This window comes from Pantoea sp. ABR1s, assembly GCF_057812235.1.
The window spans coordinates 191,940-209,324 of sequence record NZ_JBSZSY010000004.1 but is presented as its reverse complement, the minus strand read 5'-3'; the positions used below and the strand labels follow the sequence as shown (position 1 = coordinate 209,324).

Genomic DNA, 17,385 nt, shown 5'->3' with positions numbered 1-17,385 from the left:
ATGGCCAGTGTTGAACTTGTACAGGTGGCGAAGCGCTACGGTAAACAGAGCGTGCTTCACCCGCTGGATTTAACCATCCCTGATGGCAGCTTTACTGTGCTGGTTGGCCCCTCCGGCTGCGGCAAATCAACCCTGCTGCGGCTGCTTGCCGGTCTGGATACCGTCTCTGACGGGGCGATCATGCTGGATAAAAAACAGATTAACGATCTCGATCCTGCTGACCGGGATATCGCCATGGTGTTTCAGAGCTATGCGCTCTATCCGCATCTCACCGTCGCGGAGAATCTGGCGTTTCACATGCAGGTGAAAAAGGTGAAGCGCGAGGAGCAAAAAAGCAAAATCGCCCGTATTGCCGGCATTCTCGGCATCGATCAGCTGTTGCAGCGTTATCCAAGAGCGTTGTCGGGTGGACAGCGGCAGCGCGTGGCGATGGGCCGCGCCATGGTGCGCAATCCGCAGGTGTTTCTGTTTGATGAGCCGCTTTCTAATCTTGATGCGCAGTTACGCATGGAGCTGCGGGCCGAGATTAAGTCGCTGCATCAGCGTTTCAAAACCACCATGGTCTATGTTACCCACGATCAGGTCGAGGCGATGACGCTGGCGGATCAGATTGTAGTGATGAAAGAAGGGGTCATTGTGCAACAGGGTGCGCCGCTGGCGATTTATGACCGCCCGGTAAACACCTTCGTGGCGCGGTTTATCGGTTCACCGCCAATGAATCTGCTGGATGCCCGTTTCCAGACACGCGATGGTCTGCCTGGCGTCTGCTGTGGCGAGCAGTGGCTGCCGCTGCCGCGTCGCTGGCACAGTGCGGCACAGCAGCAGGCCGATCAGCCGGTCACGCTTGGCGTACGACCCCACGATCTGATTTTTGATGCCAGCGGGCAACCGGCGGCGGTCAACATTGTTGAGATCACCGGCGAATCGACCCTGCTACATCTGAACTGGCAGGGTTTCCCGCTGCATATGCAACTGACCGGCCGCAGCGATGCCGTGCCTGGCGGCACGCTGCCGGTGACCGTTAATCCGGATAAAATGCATTTGTTTGATGCCAGCAGCGGCATGCGGCTGACGGAACAGTGATAAAAATAAACCCGCCAGCGGTAATGTCAGTCAGTTAAGCGACAGGTGATAACGCAGTCTGGTGCCGGGCAGGGGCTGGCCAGGGAGGGCCGATCCCCGAACGGTTCGTCGGCACGACGTCAAAGCCGAAGGTACCGCGTGAGCGGCGCGAGGACGGCCCGGCAGCAGCAGAGGTGCGCTGGCCCGTACTGCGGCTCGCTCGCCCAAAAAAAAGCTGCCACGTTTGACCGTGACAGCCTTTACAAATCTAATCTTAACTGAGCAGCATTGCGCCAGCGGCGGGTTTTTTATTTTGTGAAGCAGAAGCTGGCTCAGGAAACATACGCCTGCTTACGCCAGATGAAACTGCTCCACCGTCTGTGACAGCTGCTGCGCCTGATCTTCCAGCGAACTGGCGGCAGCCGACATCTGCTGCACCAGCGCGGCGTTCTGCTGGGTGACGCCATCCATTTCATTGACGGCAATCGTTACCTGACTGATGCCACGCGCCTGTTCGCTTGATGCTGTAACAATCTCACCGATAATCCCCTGCACCGAATTCACCGCCTGCATCATCTCCTGCATGGTTTTACCGGCATCGTTTACCAGCCGGACGCCGCTCTCGACCCGCACGCTCGACTCTTCAATCAGTGCGCCGATCTCTTTCACCGCGTTCGCGCTGCGCTGGGCCAGATTACGCACTTCAGAAGCCACCACCGCAAAACCGCGTCCCTGCTCACCGGCACGTGCAGCCTCCACCGCCGCGTTCAGCGCCAGAATATTGGTCTGGAAGGCGATGCTGTTGATCATGGTGGTAATGTCGCCGATCTTTTTCGAACTGTCATCGATCTGCGCCATGGTCTGCACCACCTCACCCACCAGCGAGGCACCCCGACTGGCGATGTGGGTAGCGTTTTCAGTCAGGCTGGTCGCCTGCTGCGCGTTATCGGCATTCAGGCGAATCGTGGCGCTGATCTGCTCCATGCTGGCTGCGGTCTGCTCCAGCGCGGCGGCCTGTTGTTCGGTGCGTGACGCCAGATTGAGGTTTCCGCTGGCAATTTCACCCGCCCCCTGGCGTACTGATTCACTGGAATCTTTAATCTGCCCGACAATCTGCCGGAGCTGGCTTTGCATGGTATCCAGGGCGAAAAAGAGGCTGCTGCGATCGCCGTTTTTCACCACAATCGCGTTATCCAGCTTGCCATCGGCGACGGCCAGCGCAATATGCGCCGCTTCAGCCGGCTCGCCACCAATCGGACGCAACACTTTACGGCTGAACAGCATGCCCAGCACCGTCCCGACCAGCAGAACGCTCACGACCATCAGGATCACCGCCCACATCAGCTGCCGGTTTGAGGCGGCCATCACCTGACTGACCGGTGCAACCACGCCCAGATACCAGGGTTTGTCGCTGTTACCTATCATCACCGGCTGCCAGGTGACTAAAGCGTCTTCACCCAGCACGGCATCAAATCGCTGGACGACTTTTGACGTAAAACCCTCTTTTTCGCCTTTCCAGGGCTTCCCGGCTTCATCTTTCACCGGCGAAGAGACCACATTCCCGCCGTGAGAAAGCAGCAGCGCATAACCGCTTCCCTGCCAGGGTTTGATCTGATTCACTTTCTGTTGCAGTGATGCCAGTGAAATGTCAGAGGTAACGATCGCCTTTAAGGTGCCCTGATCGATAATCGCGGCGGCGACGGAGGTGAGCAATGTTGGCACGCCGTTATAGGCATAGCTATAGGGTTCTGTGAGCGTATCTTTTTGTGTTTTTTGCGGGATCAGATAGTAATCACCCTGACCCGGTGTCAGATAGGAGAGCAGCGGATGCATCGAGTAAGTACCTGATGCGTCACGATCGACAAAAAAGGCATAACGGCCCTGCGGTGCCTGACCCGGCTGTGAAGCGAACTCGGCATCACGGCCATCAAACGCATTCTGTTCAAATATCACTGACATCGACAGATAGTCAGGGTTAGCACGCAGCGCATACTCCATCACCTTATCGGCCGCTTTGCGATCGGTAATACCAACGTGGGGCAAGGCAATCAGACTTTGTCCAAGGTGACTCGCGACATCACGTGCATGGCTCAATTCCTGCTGCACCTGTAAGGCACGGCTCTGCGCAATCTGCTGCAGATATTGTTCGGCCAGCGCCTTCTGCTCTTTACCGGATTGCCAGCTGAGAACGCCAATCGTCACGGTAAATCCCAGCACTATCGTTAAACCACCCATGATCAGCATCTGGGCACGGGTACTCATTCTTTTCTTATGTGTTAACTGACTGACCATAGTGCTTCCCCTGAAATTTACCTGGCTCAATACCTCCTTGTAGTTATGGTGCTCCTGAGATCATCTATCGGCGGCGTTTTTTTGAACTTTAATAGCCATTTCCCCGCCGTGATGGGGGTCTCACAGCGCGTTATTACGGGAAGTTGATCGCAAAGGGATTATGGCGCTGCGAATGAACGGCCTTTTTTTGATCTGCAACAATACTGGTGCCAGCCATTACTGTCAGTTTATGTCAACAGTTGCTGTAGCCCCCTTATCGCAGTGGAGATAGAACAATGATCGGTAAATCAGGATTAGCTGTCGGGATGGTTGTCTGGCTGGCGTATGTCGCCTGGATCGTTCACTATTATTCAGACACCTTTATGCAGTTCTCCCGCTAAGCAAACAGGACCTTCGGGTCCTTTTTTTTGCCCTCACGTCAGCCGGGTTGGCCTGTGAGCCAAATATTCGCTATTATCGACTCATTCTGTGAGCCGAATAACCTCCTTTATTCGGCTCATCCACCCTTAGCGTGAGCCGATTATGAGCGTTACCTGGATCTGGCAACAGCCGGACTGGCCCCATTTTCAGTGGCAGGACGCCGTGCTGTTACCGCGCCTGCGCCATCTGCAGCAGCAGCGCGGATTGCTGTTGGGACGTGCCAGCCTGCATTCAGACAGTGAAACCCAGACGCTGGATACCCTGCTCAGCAATATCCTCTCCTCTTCCGCGATTGAAGAGGAGCGGGTCAACGTGCAATCGGTCCGCTCATCGCTGGCGCGTCGGTTAGGCGTGACGGAAGAGCAACCCTATCCGGTCTCCGATCGTTCAGAAGGCCTGGCCGCCATGATGCTGGATGCCATCAACAACCGCAGCCAGCCGCTGACGCCTGAGCGTCTCTGTCAGTGGCACCGCTGGCTTTTCCCCGCCGATGAGTGGACGGTGCAGCGCCTGAGCGTCGGCACGCTGCGCGGCAGTGAGCCGATGCAGGTCATCTCAGGTCGCATCGATCGTCCCACGGTGCATTTTGAAGCGCCGCCGCGACAGGGACTGGAGCCGCAGCTGGCGCAGTTTATTGAGTGGTTCAACAGCAGTCAGCATGATGTGATGCTGGACCCGTTGCTGCGCGCCGCCATCTGCCACCTCTGGTTTGTCACCCTGCACCCTTTTGATGATGGTAATGGTCGTATCACGCGTGCGTTAACCGATCTGGCGCTGGCTCAGGCCGACAGTCAGAGTATCCGGCTGTATGCCATGTCACCCGCCATTCTGACGCAGCGTGCCGGTTATTACCGCATCCTTGAGCAGACGCAGAAAGGCGGCCTGGATATCACTCACTGGCTGGTGTGGTTTCTTGATATCCTGGATGAGAGTCTGCAACAGGCGATGAACGTCATCGATCGCACTCAGATGAAAGCGCGTTTCTGGCTGCGGCATCAGGGGATGGGATTGAGTCCGGAACAGGTGAAAGTGTTGAACCGGCTGCTGGATGGCGGCGAGCAGGGTTTCGAACTGGGGATCAGCGCCAGTCAGTACCAGAAGGTCGCCAAAGTGAGTAAAGCCACCGCGACCCGTCATCTGACCGATCTGGTTGAAAAAGGCTGCCTTTACCGGCTCGAAGGCGGAGGCAGGAGTACCCGCTATCAGGTTAACACCCGCGAGAAGCCCTGAACCGGGCTGTTTTAACTGCTAACCGGGAGTACATCGCGATCGTTGTGATGTACTCCTGAGTGCGGGAATTACTCTTTAAGTGAAGCCCCGTTGGTCGCAATGACCTCTTTATACCAGTAAAAGCTTTTCTTCCGGCTGCGGGCCAGCGAACCTTCCCCGGTATCATCGCGGTCAACATAAATAAAACCGTAACGCTTAGACAATTCGGCTTTTGATGCGCTGACAAGATCGATTGGCCCCCAGCTGGTATAACCCATGACCTCCACGCCATCGTCAATGGCCTCACGCACCTGAACCAGATGATCGTTGAGGTAGCTGATGCGATAATCATCCTGCACGACGCCCGTTGCATCCGGTATGTCTTTGGCGCCCAGTCCGTTCTCAACAATAAAAAGCGGCTTCTGATAACGATCCCACAGCAGATTCAGTAAGGTCCGCAAGCCCACCGGGTCAATCTGCCAGCCCCATTCAGAACTCTGCAGGTGAGGATTTGGCACCATACTCAGAATGTTACCCCGCATCTGCTGATTCAGTGCTTCATCGGCGGTCACGCAGCCGGACATGTAATAGCTGAACGAGATAAAATCGACGGTCGACTGGAGTATCTGACGATCGGTATCCGTGATATCCAGCTGAATATTATTCTCACGAAAGAACCGCAACATATAGCCCGGATAAACACCACGGCACTGAACATCGCCAAAAAATTGCCATTTCCGGTTCTCCTGCAGCGCTTCCAGCACATCATCAGGCTGACAACTGAGTGGATAGACCAGCCCTCCCAGCAGCATATTGCCAATGCTGGCATTCGGGTTAATCTCGCGACAGGCTTTCACCGCCAGCGCACTGGCGACCAGTTGATGATGAATTGCCTGATACACCTCAGCTTTGCTGCTGGTTTCCGGCAGACCCACCCCGGTCATCGGCGCGTGAAGCGACATGTTAATTTCGTTAAAGGTCAGCCAGAGTCTGACTTTCTTCCTGTAGCGGGCAAACACCGTACGGGCATAATGCTCAAAGAAGCCAATCACCTGGCGGTTACCCCAGCCACCATACTGCTTCACCAGGTGCCAGGGCATCTCATAATGTGACAATGTAACAAGTGGGGTGATGTGGTGTGCGGCCAGCTCGTCGAATAGCCGATCATAAAAGGCCAGACCGGCCTCATTAGGTTGTTGCTCGTCACCGTTCGGGAAGATGCGCGTCCAGGCGATGGAAACCCGCAGACAGCTGAACCCCATCTCTGCAAACAGCCTGATATCGTCCGGATAGCGGTGGTAAAAGTCGATCGCGATGTCTTTGAGGCTTTGGCTGCCCTCAACGCGCTCCGATACCGGGCCAAAGATTCCCTGTGGCTGAACGTCTGAGGTTGAGAGGCCTTTGCCCTCTTCTCGCCATGCGCCTTCAACCTGATTAGCGGCAACAGCACCGCCCCATAAAAATGAATCCGGGAAAGTTTTCATCCTGTTCTCCTTTTATTGACGAGTGACGCTGAGTAAAGGCGTACCTGCAGTGACCGCGGTCCCTGCAACAGTCATCACCTCAGGATACTCATCGCTGTTAGTGATAATGATCGGTGTTGCCAGGTCATATCCGGCATCGAGAATGGCCTGACGATCGAACTCCAGCAGCAGATCGCCGGCCCTGAACGCGTCGCCCACTTTTACATGTGCCGTGAAAGGTTTGCCGTCGAGCCTGACGGTATCGATACCCACATGGATCAACAGCTCAATCCCGCTGTGACTCAGCAGCCCTATGGCGTGTCGGGTCTGAAACAGGGAGGCCACCTCACCCGCAAAAGGCGCAATCACTTTGCTGTCGGAAGGGATGATGGCCACACCCTGTCCAAGCAGGCCGCTGGCGAAGGTTGGATCGGGAATCTGATCAAGCGCCAGTACGGTGCCCGTCATCGGTGACAGAATGTCATCTTCGCCAGGGGTAATCGGGAGCGCTGCGTCTGGCGCCGTGTTTCGGGGCATGCCCGCTACCAGCGTCATGCCGCAACCCAGTATCAGCGCGAGTAGCGTCCCGGCAATACCGCCCCATAACGTGGAATCCACACCGCCAGGTGGGATCATCTGTGCGATGGTAAAGATGTTGGCAAAACCAAATGAATAAACGTGGGTGCTGCTGAGGCCGACAATGGCACCGCCAATAGCGCCCGCCACGCAGCCAAAGATAAAGGGACGGCGCAACGGCAGATTAACGCCATAGACAGCCGGTTCAGTGATACCAAAGATACCTGCGGTCACGGATGAACCCGCCAGCATCTTCTGTCGTGCATCCCGACTGCGCAGAAACACCCCCAGCGCCGCGCCAACCTGGCCCATGACAGCAGGCAACAGCATGGGCAGCATTGAGTCATGCCCCAGTACGGCAAGATTGTTGATCATCAGTGGCACCAGTCCCCAGTGCAAACCAAAAATCACACAGACCTGCCACAACGCGCCCAGGGCGGCACCAGCCAGCCAGGGTGCCAGCGCATAAATCCACTGGTAACCGTTCGCCAGTATCTGACTTAAGCCCGTGGCCAGTGGGCCAATCACCAGGAAGGTCAGCGGCACGGTGACGCTCAGACAGATCAGTGGCGCAAAGAAGTTTTTCATGGAGGCGGGAAGTCGCCGGCTGCTCTGCTTTTCCAGCCAGCAACTTACCCACGCGGCGAGAATAATCGGGATAACGGACGCACTGTAATTAAACCAGGTCACAGGAATGCCGAGAAACGCGTCCGTCATTTCACCGGACTGCTGGCTGGCATTAAAAGCTGCAATCATCGTCGGATGGGTCAGCGCCCCGCCAATGACCATGGTAATAAAGGGATTACCGCCAAATTTTTTGCCCGCGGTGTAGCCCAGCACCAGAGGAAAGAAGAAAAACAGGGCATCACTGGCTGCAAACCAGATTTTATACGTTCCACTTTCAACAGAAAGCCAGCCACAGACCACGGCCAGCGCCAGTAAACCTTTTAGGATCCCGGAGGCGGCGAGAATGCCGATAAACGGGGTAAAAATGCCTGATACAATGTCGATCAGATGGTTGAAAACATTACCCCCGGTCTTTTCCCCTTCTGTTGCTGCAGAAAGCTTATCAGCCAGCCCCGCTTCACTACGCACAGCCTGCCAGACATCATGAACGTGGTTGCCAATCACCACCTGAAACTGCCCGCCGCTTTCAACGACCATAATGACGCCCGGATTTTTCTTTAGTCCTTCAGCGTCGGCTTTATAGTTGTCTTTCAGTTTGAAGCGCAACCGGGTGGCACAATGAACCAGACTTACGATGTTCTCCCGGCCACCAATATGGCTGAGGATATCTTGTGCCAGCGTGTGATATTCCATCTCGATTTCCTTACAACCGATGCCTGCGGACATCAGTTAACTGAGCCAAAAATGAAAAAAACCTGAGAACGTCCTCCTTTCAGAGTTCGCGCTCAGGTTTTGCCTGCGTTAAGCAGTAACAATCCGGTTTATAGAGCTTATTGCCCCTCTTTTCTCACCCGTTCGATGTTAATGGCGAGAAACATGATCTCTTCTGCAGTCAGATCACGCTGATAGCTTTGTTGCAGATGCTGCGCGATTTTCACCGCACATTTCCAGGCTTTGGGATAGTTATCTTTTACTGCTGTATGCAGCGATACATCGTCATCGTTCACCACGGTACGCGTCAGCATCCGCTGAGCAAAAAACTTCAGATGAGTGACAAAACGCTGGTAACTCAGCGACGATTCGATGTACTCCAGCTGCAGTTGATACTTCACCAGTTGCAGAATCTCCTGCATAACCCGGGTGACATGCATGACTTCCGGCATTTCATTATTGAGCTGCGCCGTCACCAGATGTAGCGCGATAAATCCGGCTTCATCCTCCGCCAGTTCGACATTCAGACGACGGGAAATGATAGCCCTGGCCTCCTGACCCAGTTCGAACTCTTTGGGGTAGAGGCGTTTGATATCCCATAGCAACACATTTTTAATTGCCAGACCTTTTTTCTGCCTTTCAATGGCAAAGTAGCAGTGGTCGGTCAATGTGATATACAGGCTCTCCTGCAATGTCCCCAGACGTTGTGTTGCCAGATCAATAATGCGGTCGCAGGTGGTCATCACTTCAGGAGGGATCTGGTGTAACAGCTCCTCCAGACGACGTACCAGCAGATCACTTTGCAGCGCAAATACCTTCTCAATGTGCGCAGCGTTGAGACTGTCACCGATGCGCTTCTGGAAAGCCAGTCCACGCCCCATCACGACCTGTTCGCGTCCCTGCTCATCCTGAACCATCACCACGTTGTTATTAAGAATTTTGGCGATTTTCATCGGAACCCCAGAAACAAAAAAACCTGACATCCGACAGAGGCCAGAAGTCAGGTTTTGCCTGCCTAAGCAGTAACAATCCAGTTCGGGAACTCTATCAGTTTTAGTCATGACCTCAATCTGTCAGGGCAAAAAGCGTGACAGCGATCGAAATCCTCTTATTAACTTAAAAAGTGACTACCGTGTTGAGTTCAGTCACCCAGGCATCCTGCGTGTGGCGATACCCGCCGGACGAGACCAGTATTAAAGCCCAGGGTGCGGTTCCGGGCAGCAAAAGGGGTATGGCGCTCAGTGGAATGAAAACTCACGTTATGGGAGGAAGATAGTCATGCGAGGAAGGTCGTCTGAAAAATCGACTAATGGACTGCAGTGTTCATTAACTGCCATTTAGCGATTAAAAACACAACGCTTTGAACGCTTTTGTCATTGATCACAATGTTTTGATTTATCGGACGAAAAGCCCTTAATGTGTGAAATCGTTCTGTTGAGCGTCAGAGCCCGTTATGCAGGGTAAAAGAGTGGAAGGAAGACTATCTGTAAAAAAGTTAGCAGGAGAACAGCTCAAACCGCTATTCAGAAACAGCAACGCCGGAAGGTTCGCTTCCGGCGCTGTTGAGATTACGCGGCTTTAACGGCGCGCACTTTCTTTGCAGCAGGCTCTTCCTGCGGCTCATCCGCGCTATCGTCTGAGACAGCTTCTGGCTGAGAGACGGGTGCTGCTGCCGCTTCCGGCAGTTTGCTGGTGCGCAGAATATGCTGAACCGCATCTTTTTGCTCTGCAATCAGCAGGCCCAGCGTTTCTGCCTGAGATTCATCCAGTGCAGGTTGATGCTGTAACAGCCAGTCGGTGAAGGCTTCGGCCATATCGAGCATTTTGTCGTAGGCATCGGCCTCTTTCTTATTGGCAAACGTCATCTTCTCTTCACCCTTTCTGACTACTACAAATTTTGTTTCAACAGCCATCTTTTCGCCCTCAGGTACTGTGTATACATACAGTATATCATGCCGATCCTGCTTTGCCAGCAGAGAATAGAGTTTATCGGTTGTGCACGGGCTAACCTTAACCTGGCACAGGCTTTTTTCATTTTTCCTGACGCATTCTCCGCCGCGAGGGCCGGCGGCTACACCAGCAGCTCTTCAAGAAACATCGCCAATGCCTTACGGGGATCGTCCTCTTCCGAGACGATCACCTCGATCCCCCACTGCCCCAGCACCTCTTTGGCCACCGGGTTGTTCCGGTTAGTGAACAGGTACGATTTTGGCCGGGCGGTTGCCAGCCCGGTGCGGCCCCACATCTTGGTCAGACGGTAAAACAGCAGGCGAATATTGAAATCACTGATGCTGTAGCCGACAAACAGCACTGAGTTGCCCATCACATCGTGAGTCAGTTTGATGTCGAGCGGCGAATCAAAATAGAGGCGTTCAAAATAGCTGCTCTCATCGAGCACGATTGAGGTGTCATCATCAAAATCACCGTGCAGCTTGATGATGTGACGCTTATCTTCGGTGAGAGAGACCAGGTCCGCGGCGTTGGCCACTTTATAATAGGGTACGCCGTGCGCTTCATGCGCCGCTTCCAGCCAGCGATCGTAATTGGTGGTGTAGATACGCGAGAAGTTACCCTGCGTAATCATGGTATGAATTTCAGAAGAGCGGACATCAATATCGGGACGATGCCATTCGCGATCCATCCAGCTGCGCAGCGGGCCAAGCGAACCTTTTTTCTGTTTGTAATACTCCGCCAGCGACAGGTGCGTGCCATAGGTATTAAAGATTTTTGGATCGTAACCCAGCTCATTAGCAAGATGCGCAATCAGTTCATGCCACTCGGGCAGGCCAAAATTGCGCGAAATACCGGCACCGGCAAACAGAATCAGTTTGCCGGAATCATAGGCGCGTTTGAGTTCAGGTTTCATGCCATGCCCCGCGAGGTTTTTAAAAAGGTGGCGAAGCGATCCAGCGCGATGCGCCGCATCGAGATCTCATTCTTGAGTTCGCCCATTTCAGCAAACGTCTGCTCATAGCCTTCAGGAATAAAGACGCAGTCCCACTGAAAGCCACGCGTTCCGGCAGGTTTCGCGGCGATGGTGCCGCGCAGTTCACCCGAAAACTGGTACATTTTGCGACCATCGCAGTAGCCCAGCACCGTTTTGGCCGTCACGGCCTGGCTGTCGAGCCCCTGCACCAGCGCGGTAAAGCGCTCAGCGTCCAGGCGGTTCCAGAAGATGCGGGTCAGACCGGCGGGCAGGCCATTGAGGCCATCCAGATAGAGGCCGGTATGCTCTACAAATAGCGGTCGCCCAATCAGCGAAAAGGCTTTGGTCAGTTTGTCGCGTACCAGGTCGAGTTCGTTTTCAGTCTGAATTTCTTCGATGCGACGGGCGATGGGCAGAACTTCGACCCCGACAGGTTCGAGTATTTTGCGCACCTCCGCCAGCTTTTGCTCATTGGCAGAAAGGAATCTGATTTTCATGGGGCTTCCAGGTCAATTACTCCGCCACGCAGTGAGGATTTTACGGAAACAGGCGGGCAGGATAAATCACTAACGCTGGAGAGTGTAGTTCAATTCTGTGCTCATCAGGTTGAAGTGCGCAGAACCGGCTGCAGCAGGCGAGCCGGTTCTGCAGACTCAGTAAACAATGCCGGGTGGATTCACCGTGGACTGAGTGATGGCCTCATCCTGTTCGCCCCAGCGTGCCAGCACCTGCTGATACTGCCCGCCTGCGATGGTGCCATCCAGCGCAGCCTGCAGCGCGGGTGCCAGGCCATTGCCCTTTTTGGTGGTCACGGCGACCCAGGCGCGAAACGGTCCGCTGCCAACCAGCTTTGTCTGTCCGCGTGACGCCACTTTCCAGGCCGCCATCGAGTGAGGGCCAAACATCGCATCTGCCCGTCCCGACAGTAGCGTCAGCGTCGCGGAGGCATCATCAGTCAGGTAAATCGGCGTTACCGCAGGCAGACCTTTAGCCCGGTTCTGCTCATCCCAGCTCAGTAAAATACGCTCCTGATTGGTGCCCGAGGCGACGATAATCCGCTTACCGGCAATATCCGCCGGACTATTAATCTTGCTGATATGACTGTCGCTTTTCACCGCAAAAGCGTGGTTGTCGGCGCGATACGTCGCAAAATCGAACTTCTTCTTGCGCTCTTCGGTCACGGCAATATTGAACATCGCGACATCATAGCGTCCGGCGCTGATGCCCAGCGGCCAGTCCTCCCAGGAAGCCGGAACCAGCCTGAGTTTCAGCCCCAGGCTATCAGCAAGGAGTCGGGCGATATCGGGATCGCTGCCGATCCGCGTGACGTTATCAGACGCCAGCAGCGACAGCGGCGGCGAGTTGGTCGCCGAGGTAGCGACCGTCAGGGTGCCCGGTTCGATAAAACGGTAATTGGCCGGAATTTTACCAATAGCCTGCGGATTGGCCGGGGCATGAATCGGCGTCTCGTTTTGCAGGACATCGAGCTTCTCAGCCGCAGAACAGCCCAGCGCCGGAAGCAGCGTCAGAACCGTTAACGTTAATGCCCTCATAACACGCGCGCCAGAAAGCGTCGGGTGCGCTCATGACGCGGATTATTGAGCACCTGGGTGGTGCTGCCCTGCTCCACAATCCGGCCATCCACCATAAAGACCACGTTGTCCGCCACTTCACGGGCAAAGCCGATCTCATGCGTCACAATCACCAGCGTAGTGCCGGAACGCGCCAGCTTTTTAATTACATCCAGCACTTCGCCCACCAGTTCAGGATCCAGCGCCGAGGTTGGCTCATCGAACAACATGACCCGTGGATTGAGCATCAGCGCACGCGCAATCGCGATGCGCTGTTGCTGCCCGCCCGACAGGTGACGCGGCCACGCATCGGCTTTATGCCGCAGGCCCACAATATCCAGCAGTTCGCCTGCACGCTGTATCGCTTCCGGTTTCGTTAACTGACGATGGGCAATCGGCGCTTCAATCAGGTTATCCAGCACGCTGAGGTGTGGGAACAGGTTGAAGTTCTGGAACACGTAGCCGACGTTGATGCGCTGGCGCAGAATCGCCTTCTCTTTCAGTTCATACAGCTTATTGCCGCGCTGCTGATAGCCGATGTAGTCGCCATCAATCTGAATAAATCCTTCGTCGACCCGTTCCAGATGATTGATGGTGCGCAGCAGCGTGGATTTACCGGAGCCGGACGGCCCGAGGATCACCGTGACGGACCCCGGTGCCAGTGACAGCGATACATCATCCAGCGCTTTATGTTTACCAAATCGTTTACTGACGCCGGTGATGCTGATGGCACCGGTAGTGTGTGAGGTGCGGTAATCAATGGCTTCGGACATGGCTGATCTCCTCGGTCGGATGAAGTGGCGTGACGCGGTTGCGCCATTGTCGCCAGCGCGACGGTTGCGGTTCACGGGTGACGCTGCGGGCCATCCAGCGTTCGGCGTTGTACTGAATCACGGACAACACGGTGGTGATAATCAGATACCAGGCAGCACCGACCATCAGCAGTGGGATCACTTCCTGATTGCGGTTGTAGATCATCTGGATGGTGTAGAACAGCTCCGGCATCGCCAGCACATAAACCACGGATGTGCCTTTCGCCAGACTGATGATCTCGTTGAACGCGGTGGGGATAATGGCGCGCAGCGCCTGCGGCAGAATGATGCGGAAAGTGCGGCGTGTGGCAGAGAGACCCAGCGCGGACGCGGCCTCTACCTGACCGTGATCGACGCCGAGGATCCCGCCGCGAATAATTTCCGCGCTGTAGGCCGCCTGCACCAGCGTCAGACCGATAACGGCTGCCTGAAACTGCCCCAGCACGTTAATCGTCTGATATGCCCCCCAGGAGAGGCCGGTAAACGGAATGCCGACAGACAGGGTGTCGTAGAGATAGGAGAAGTTATAAAGAATGATCAGCACCACAATCAGCGGCAGTGACCTGAACAGCCAGATATAACCCCATGCCAGCGTGCTCAGCAGCCACGATGAGGAGAGACGTGCCAGCGCCAGCAGACCACCCAGAAACAGACTGAATATCGTACCCAGCAGCGTCAGCAGCAGCGTCTGACCCAGACCGTGCAGGATCACCGGGTCAAAGAACCAGCGGGCAAACACGCTCCATTCCCAGCGCGGATTAAAGGCCACTGACTGCACCACGCCTGCCAGAATAAACAGCGCAACGATAGCCCCTGCGGTGCGTGCCGGGTAGCGTGCCGGCACCACCTGCAGATGTTGATGTTTGCTCATGGTCACCTCTTAACTTGCCGCGGCGACGTTATAGACGCCGATCACTTTGATAAAACGCAGTCGTCCGTCGTGCGGCGGCTGGCCATAACGCTCCAGATCCCCGCTGAGATCGAACTGTGGCTGATAACCGTGACCGGTATAGAGCCGCACCGCCTCCGGCTGACGGAAGCCGGTGGTGAGAAACAGCCGCTGATAGCCCGCCTGTAAGGCGCGACGCTCCAGCTCCTGTAACACCACCAGCGCCAGCCCCTGACGCCGCAGATCGCTGCGGGTCCAGATGCGCTTCAGCTCGGCGGTCTGCGGGTCATAGGGTTTATAAGCGCCCATCGCGATGATCTCGCCGTCACGCTCCAGCACGATAAACAGCCCCTGCGGCGGCAGATACCATTCGGTCAGCTCCTGTTCCAGCTCGTTACGACGGGAAAAATAGTCGCCATAGCGTGCGGAATATTCGCCAAACAGGCCGCCCAGGATCGGTTGCAATTCCGGCGCGTCGGGTGAAACTTCGCGAAAAGTGGATTCACTCATGGTCAGCTCCTTAGTCGCCCAGCCCGGCGGGATTGATTTCAGAACGATCGATCTTCTCAACACCTTCACCCCAGCGGTTCAGCACCTTCTGATAGTCACCGTTGCCGATCACGCCGTTCAGCGCGGTGCTGATCGGTTCCGCCAGGCCGCTGCCTTTCTTCACGGTAACGGCAATGTGCGCCGCTTTGGGCCAGCCGCCATCGACGCTGCCGACCAGACGGGTTTTACCGGTCAGTGCCGTTTTCCAGGCACCAATCACATTGGGACCAAAGTAGGCATCAGCCCGGCCAGCCTGCAGCGCCAGCGTCTGTGCGGCATCATCTTTGGTATAAACCGGCGTAAAAGCTTTCAGTCCCTTTGCCTGATTCTCTTTATCCCACGCCAGCAGAATCGCCTCCTGATTGGTGCCGGATCCCACAATGATCCTCAGCCCGGCAATATCTTCTGCTTTGGTCAGTGACTTTATCGGGCTGCTGGTTTTGACATAAAAACCCAGTGAATCTTTGCGGTAGGTGGCGAAGTCGAACTTCTCTTTACGATCTTTGGTCACGGTAATGTTGGAGATCGCCGCGTCATACTTGCCCGAGGCCACGCCCAGCGGCCAGTCTTCCCATGAAGCTGGCACCACGTTGAGTTTTAATCCCAGGCTGTCAGCCACCAGCCGGGCAATATCCACTTCGCTGCCAAGCAGGGTTTTGTTGTCATCGGAAAACACCGTTAACGGCGGGGAGTTCAGCGCTGCGACTGCCACGGTAAAGGAACCCGGCACCACAAAACGATGACCCGCAGGCAGTTGCGCGATCGCCTCCGGATTCTTCACGGTATTGATCGGCGCTTTGTTAGCTTCAAGGCTGACGCGCTGGCCGTTATAGGAGACGCTGGTATCTTCAGCCAGCGCATGACCACTGGCCGCCAGAATAAGCAGGGCGATAAGACGCGATGTTTTGTTCATGGCTTGTGCTCTTATTGTGAGGTGAACTGATTAACGGGTTGTTTCAGGGCGAAGCTGTCACGAAGCGTGCTGCCCGGATAGTCGCGGCGCGTCAGGCCGCGAGCCTGCAAAATCGGCACCACGCGGTCGACAAAACGTTCAAAGGTATCGGGCGTGCCGCCATTAATGATGAAGCCGTCAGTAGCCTGGGTTTCAAACCAGAGCTGCAGGCCATCCGCCACCTCTTCCGGCGTGCCGTGAAACAGCGGGCGTGGTGTTGCCGCTTCCAGCGCGGCCTGGCGCAGGGTATGCCCATGCTGCTGTGCTTTGCGTTTGATCTCGTCGGTGGTGCTGCGGAAGCTGTTCTGACCGATGTCACCGATATCCGGGAACGGCTGATCCAGCGGATACTGAGAGAAGTCGTGATGGTCGAAGAAGCGCCCGAGGTAGTTAAGCGCATCGGTAATCGACACCAGCGCCGCCGTGGTCTGATACTGGCGCTCCACGTCCTCGGCATCATCGCCAACAATCACGCTGACACCCTGGAAGATGTGCAAATCGTCTGGCTGACGGCCATTCGCCACCAGTTGCTGTTTCACATCCTGGTAAAATGCCTGCGCCTCTTCACGCGTCGGCTGATGGGTGAAGATGGCGTCAGCATGACGCGCCGCCAGTTTTTTACCGTCGTCGGACGCGCCCGCCTGGAAGATAATCGGACGACCCTGCGGCGTGCGGGCGATGTTCAGCGGCCCCTGTACCTGGAAGAAATCACCGTGATGATCGAGCGTGTGCAGCTTCGCCGGATCGAAAAATTGTCCGCTCGCCTTATCACGCACAAAAGCATCCTGCTCCCACGAATCCCACAATCCTTTCACCACCTGCAGATACTCATCGGCAATGCGGTAACGCAATGCGTGCTCCGGGTGCTGCTGACGCGAGAAGTTTTTGGCCGAGCCTTCCAGCGGTGACGTCACCACGTTCCAGCCCGCACGCCCGCCGCTGAGATGATCAAGGCTGGCAAACTGACGCGCCACGGTGAAGGGCTCGCTGTAAGAGGTCGATACCGTGCCAACCAGCCCCAGATGTTCAGTGACGCCCGCCAGCGCTGAGAGCAGCGTCAGCGGCTCAAAGCGATTCAGAAAGTGCGGGATCGACTTTTCGTTAATAAACAACCCGTCGGCGACAAACAGAAAATCGAGTTTGCCCTGCTCCGCCTTGCGGGCGATTTTTTTGGCGTAATCCAGATTAATACTGGCATCGGCCTGCGCCGCCGGATGGCGCCAGGCAGACATGTTTCCCGATGCGCCATGCAGAATGGTGCCCAGCCGAAGTTGTCTTGTGGTCATGATGCTCTCTCTTTTTTAGTCGTAGCGATGCCCGACGACG

General features: G+C 55.6%; 15 protein-coding genes. 2 read left to right on the top strand and 13 right to left on the bottom strand.

The features are described 5' to 3' along the window. Positions 1–1,083, top strand: a complete 1,083-nt coding sequence (locus ACXKZD_RS22135) for an ABC transporter ATP-binding protein (RefSeq protein WP_033760468.1) — start codon at positions 1–3, stop codon at positions 1,081–1,083. A 330-nt stretch (positions 1,084–1,413) separates the two neighbouring features. Here ACXKZD_RS22135 and ACXKZD_RS22130 read toward each other — a convergent pair whose 3' ends face one another. Then, positions 1,414–3,354 carry a methyl-accepting chemotaxis protein gene (locus ACXKZD_RS22130; protein WP_163799892.1) on the bottom strand — a complete coding sequence of 647 codons (1,941 nt, stop codon included), beginning with the start codon at positions 3,352–3,354 and terminating at the stop codon, positions 1,414–1,416. 522 nt (positions 3,355–3,876) lie between these two features. Here ACXKZD_RS22130 and ACXKZD_RS22125 point away from each other — a divergent pair. Next, positions 3,877–5,004: a Fic family protein gene (locus ACXKZD_RS22125; RefSeq protein WP_250328182.1), complete on the top strand. Its 1,128-nt coding sequence runs from the start codon at positions 3,877–3,879 to the stop codon at positions 5,002–5,004. A gap of 68 nt (positions 5,005–5,072) precedes the next feature. On the opposite strand, the gene ACXKZD_RS22120 is transcribed toward ACXKZD_RS22125, so the two are convergent. The 12 genes from ACXKZD_RS22120 to ACXKZD_RS22065 form a co-directional block, all read right to left on the bottom strand. Next, a complete protein-coding gene (locus tag ACXKZD_RS22120; protein ID WP_488982337.1) occupies positions 5,073–6,467 on the bottom strand; it encodes a glycoside hydrolase family 1 protein in 1,395 nt (464 codons plus the stop codon). A 12-nt stretch (positions 6,468–6,479) separates the two neighbouring features. Then, the gene (bglF, locus tag ACXKZD_RS22115; protein WP_488982336.1) at positions 6,480–8,342 is read right to left on the bottom strand and encodes a PTS beta-glucoside transporter subunit IIABC; all 1,863 of its coding nucleotides are present in this window, start codon (positions 8,340–8,342) and stop codon (positions 6,480–6,482) included. A gap of 137 nt (positions 8,343–8,479) precedes the next feature. Then, positions 8,480–9,313, bottom strand: coding sequence for a BglG family transcription antiterminator LicT (licT, locus tag ACXKZD_RS22110; protein WP_158132327.1), 834 nt, complete (start codon positions 9,311–9,313; stop codon positions 8,480–8,482). Between the two features lie 615 nt (positions 9,314–9,928). Further along, positions 9,929–10,273: a YebG family protein gene (locus ACXKZD_RS22105; protein ID WP_022624344.1), complete on the bottom strand. Its 345-nt coding sequence runs from the start codon at positions 10,271–10,273 to the stop codon at positions 9,929–9,931. 158 nt (positions 10,274–10,431) lie between these two features. Beyond that, positions 10,432–11,226, bottom strand: coding sequence for an SIR2 family protein (locus ACXKZD_RS22100; protein WP_010247078.1), 795 nt, complete (start codon positions 11,224–11,226; stop codon positions 10,432–10,434). Continuing rightward, on the bottom strand, positions 11,223–11,783 hold the full coding sequence (locus tag ACXKZD_RS22095) for a non-canonical purine NTP pyrophosphatase (RefSeq protein ID WP_010247077.1): 561 nt from the start codon (positions 11,781–11,783) through the stop codon (positions 11,223–11,225). The genes ACXKZD_RS22100 and ACXKZD_RS22095 overlap by 4 nt, the downstream gene beginning before the upstream one ends. 156 nt (positions 11,784–11,939) lie before the next feature. Next, complete coding sequence (locus ACXKZD_RS22090; RefSeq protein WP_488982335.1) at positions 11,940–12,839, bottom strand: ABC transporter substrate-binding protein; 900 nt, start codon at positions 12,837–12,839, stop codon at positions 11,940–11,942. Continuing rightward, positions 12,836–13,630, bottom strand: a complete 795-nt coding sequence (locus ACXKZD_RS22085; protein WP_010247075.1) for an amino acid ABC transporter ATP-binding protein — start codon at positions 13,628–13,630, stop codon at positions 12,836–12,838. Before ACXKZD_RS22085 ends, ACXKZD_RS22090 begins: the two co-directional genes overlap by 4 nt. Beyond that, complete coding sequence (locus ACXKZD_RS22080) at positions 13,614–14,540, bottom strand: amino acid ABC transporter permease (protein WP_010247074.1); 927 nt, start codon at positions 14,538–14,540, stop codon at positions 13,614–13,616. The genes ACXKZD_RS22085 and ACXKZD_RS22080 overlap by 17 nt, the downstream gene beginning before the upstream one ends. 9 nt (positions 14,541–14,549) lie before the next feature. Continuing rightward, a complete protein-coding gene (locus ACXKZD_RS22075) occupies positions 14,550–15,068 on the bottom strand; it encodes a GNAT family N-acetyltransferase (RefSeq protein ID WP_010247073.1) in 519 nt (172 codons plus the stop codon). 10 nt (positions 15,069–15,078) lie between these two features. Continuing rightward, a complete protein-coding gene (locus tag ACXKZD_RS22070; protein WP_488982334.1) occupies positions 15,079–16,020 on the bottom strand; it encodes an ABC transporter substrate-binding protein in 942 nt (313 codons plus the stop codon). Positions 16,021–16,031: 11 nt separating this feature from the next. Further along, on the bottom strand, positions 16,032–17,345 hold the full coding sequence (locus ACXKZD_RS22065) for an LLM class flavin-dependent oxidoreductase (protein ID WP_022624348.1): 1,314 nt from the start codon (positions 17,343–17,345) through the stop codon (positions 16,032–16,034). Positions 17,346–17,385 lie beyond the last annotated feature (40 nt).

What these genes read in the sequence shown, in the direction of transcription:
- ACXKZD_RS22095 (WP_010247077.1), bottom strand. Translation starts at nt 11,783, where the DNA reads ATGAAAATCAGATTCCTTTCTGCCAATGAGCAAAAGCTGGCGGAGGTG.
- licT (WP_158132327.1), bottom strand. Translation starts at nt 9,313, where the DNA reads ATGAAAATCGCCAAAATTCTTAATAACAACGTGGTGATGGTTCAGGAT.
- ACXKZD_RS22090 (WP_488982335.1), bottom strand. Translation starts at nt 12,839, where the DNA reads ATGAGGGCATTAACGTTAACGGTTCTGACGCTGCTTCCGGCGCTGGGC.
- ACXKZD_RS22135 (WP_033760468.1), top strand. Translation starts at nt 1, where the DNA reads ATGGCCAGTGTTGAACTTGTACAGGTGGCGAAGCGCTACGGTAAACAG.
- ACXKZD_RS22130 (WP_163799892.1), bottom strand. Translation starts at nt 3,354, where the DNA reads ATGGTCAGTCAGTTAACACATAAGAAAAGAATGAGTACCCGTGCCCAG.
- ACXKZD_RS22070 (WP_488982334.1), bottom strand. Translation starts at nt 16,020, where the DNA reads ATGAACAAAACATCGCGTCTTATCGCCCTGCTTATTCTGGCGGCCAGT.
- ACXKZD_RS22065 (WP_022624348.1), bottom strand. Translation starts at nt 17,345, where the DNA reads ATGACCACAAGACAACTTCGGCTGGGCACCATTCTGCATGGCGCATCG.
- ACXKZD_RS22120 (WP_488982337.1), bottom strand. Translation starts at nt 6,467, where the DNA reads ATGAAAACTTTCCCGGATTCATTTTTATGGGGCGGTGCTGTTGCCGCT.
- ACXKZD_RS22100 (WP_010247078.1), bottom strand. Translation starts at nt 11,226, where the DNA reads ATGAAACCTGAACTCAAACGCGCCTATGATTCCGGCAAACTGATTCTG.
- ACXKZD_RS22080 (WP_010247074.1), bottom strand. Translation starts at nt 14,540, where the DNA reads ATGAGCAAACATCAACATCTGCAGGTGGTGCCGGCACGCTACCCGGCA.
- ACXKZD_RS22085 (WP_010247075.1), bottom strand. Translation starts at nt 13,630, where the DNA reads ATGTCCGAAGCCATTGATTACCGCACCTCACACACTACCGGTGCCATC.
- ACXKZD_RS22125 (WP_250328182.1), top strand. Translation starts at nt 3,877, where the DNA reads ATGAGCGTTACCTGGATCTGGCAACAGCCGGACTGGCCCCATTTTCAG.
- ACXKZD_RS22075 (WP_010247073.1), bottom strand. Translation starts at nt 15,068, where the DNA reads ATGAGTGAATCCACTTTTCGCGAAGTTTCACCCGACGCGCCGGAATTG.
- ACXKZD_RS22105 (WP_022624344.1), bottom strand. Translation starts at nt 10,273, where the DNA reads ATGGCTGTTGAAACAAAATTTGTAGTAGTCAGAAAGGGTGAAGAGAAG.
- bglF (WP_488982336.1), bottom strand. Translation starts at nt 8,342, where the DNA reads ATGGAATATCACACGCTGGCACAAGATATCCTCAGCCATATTGGTGGC.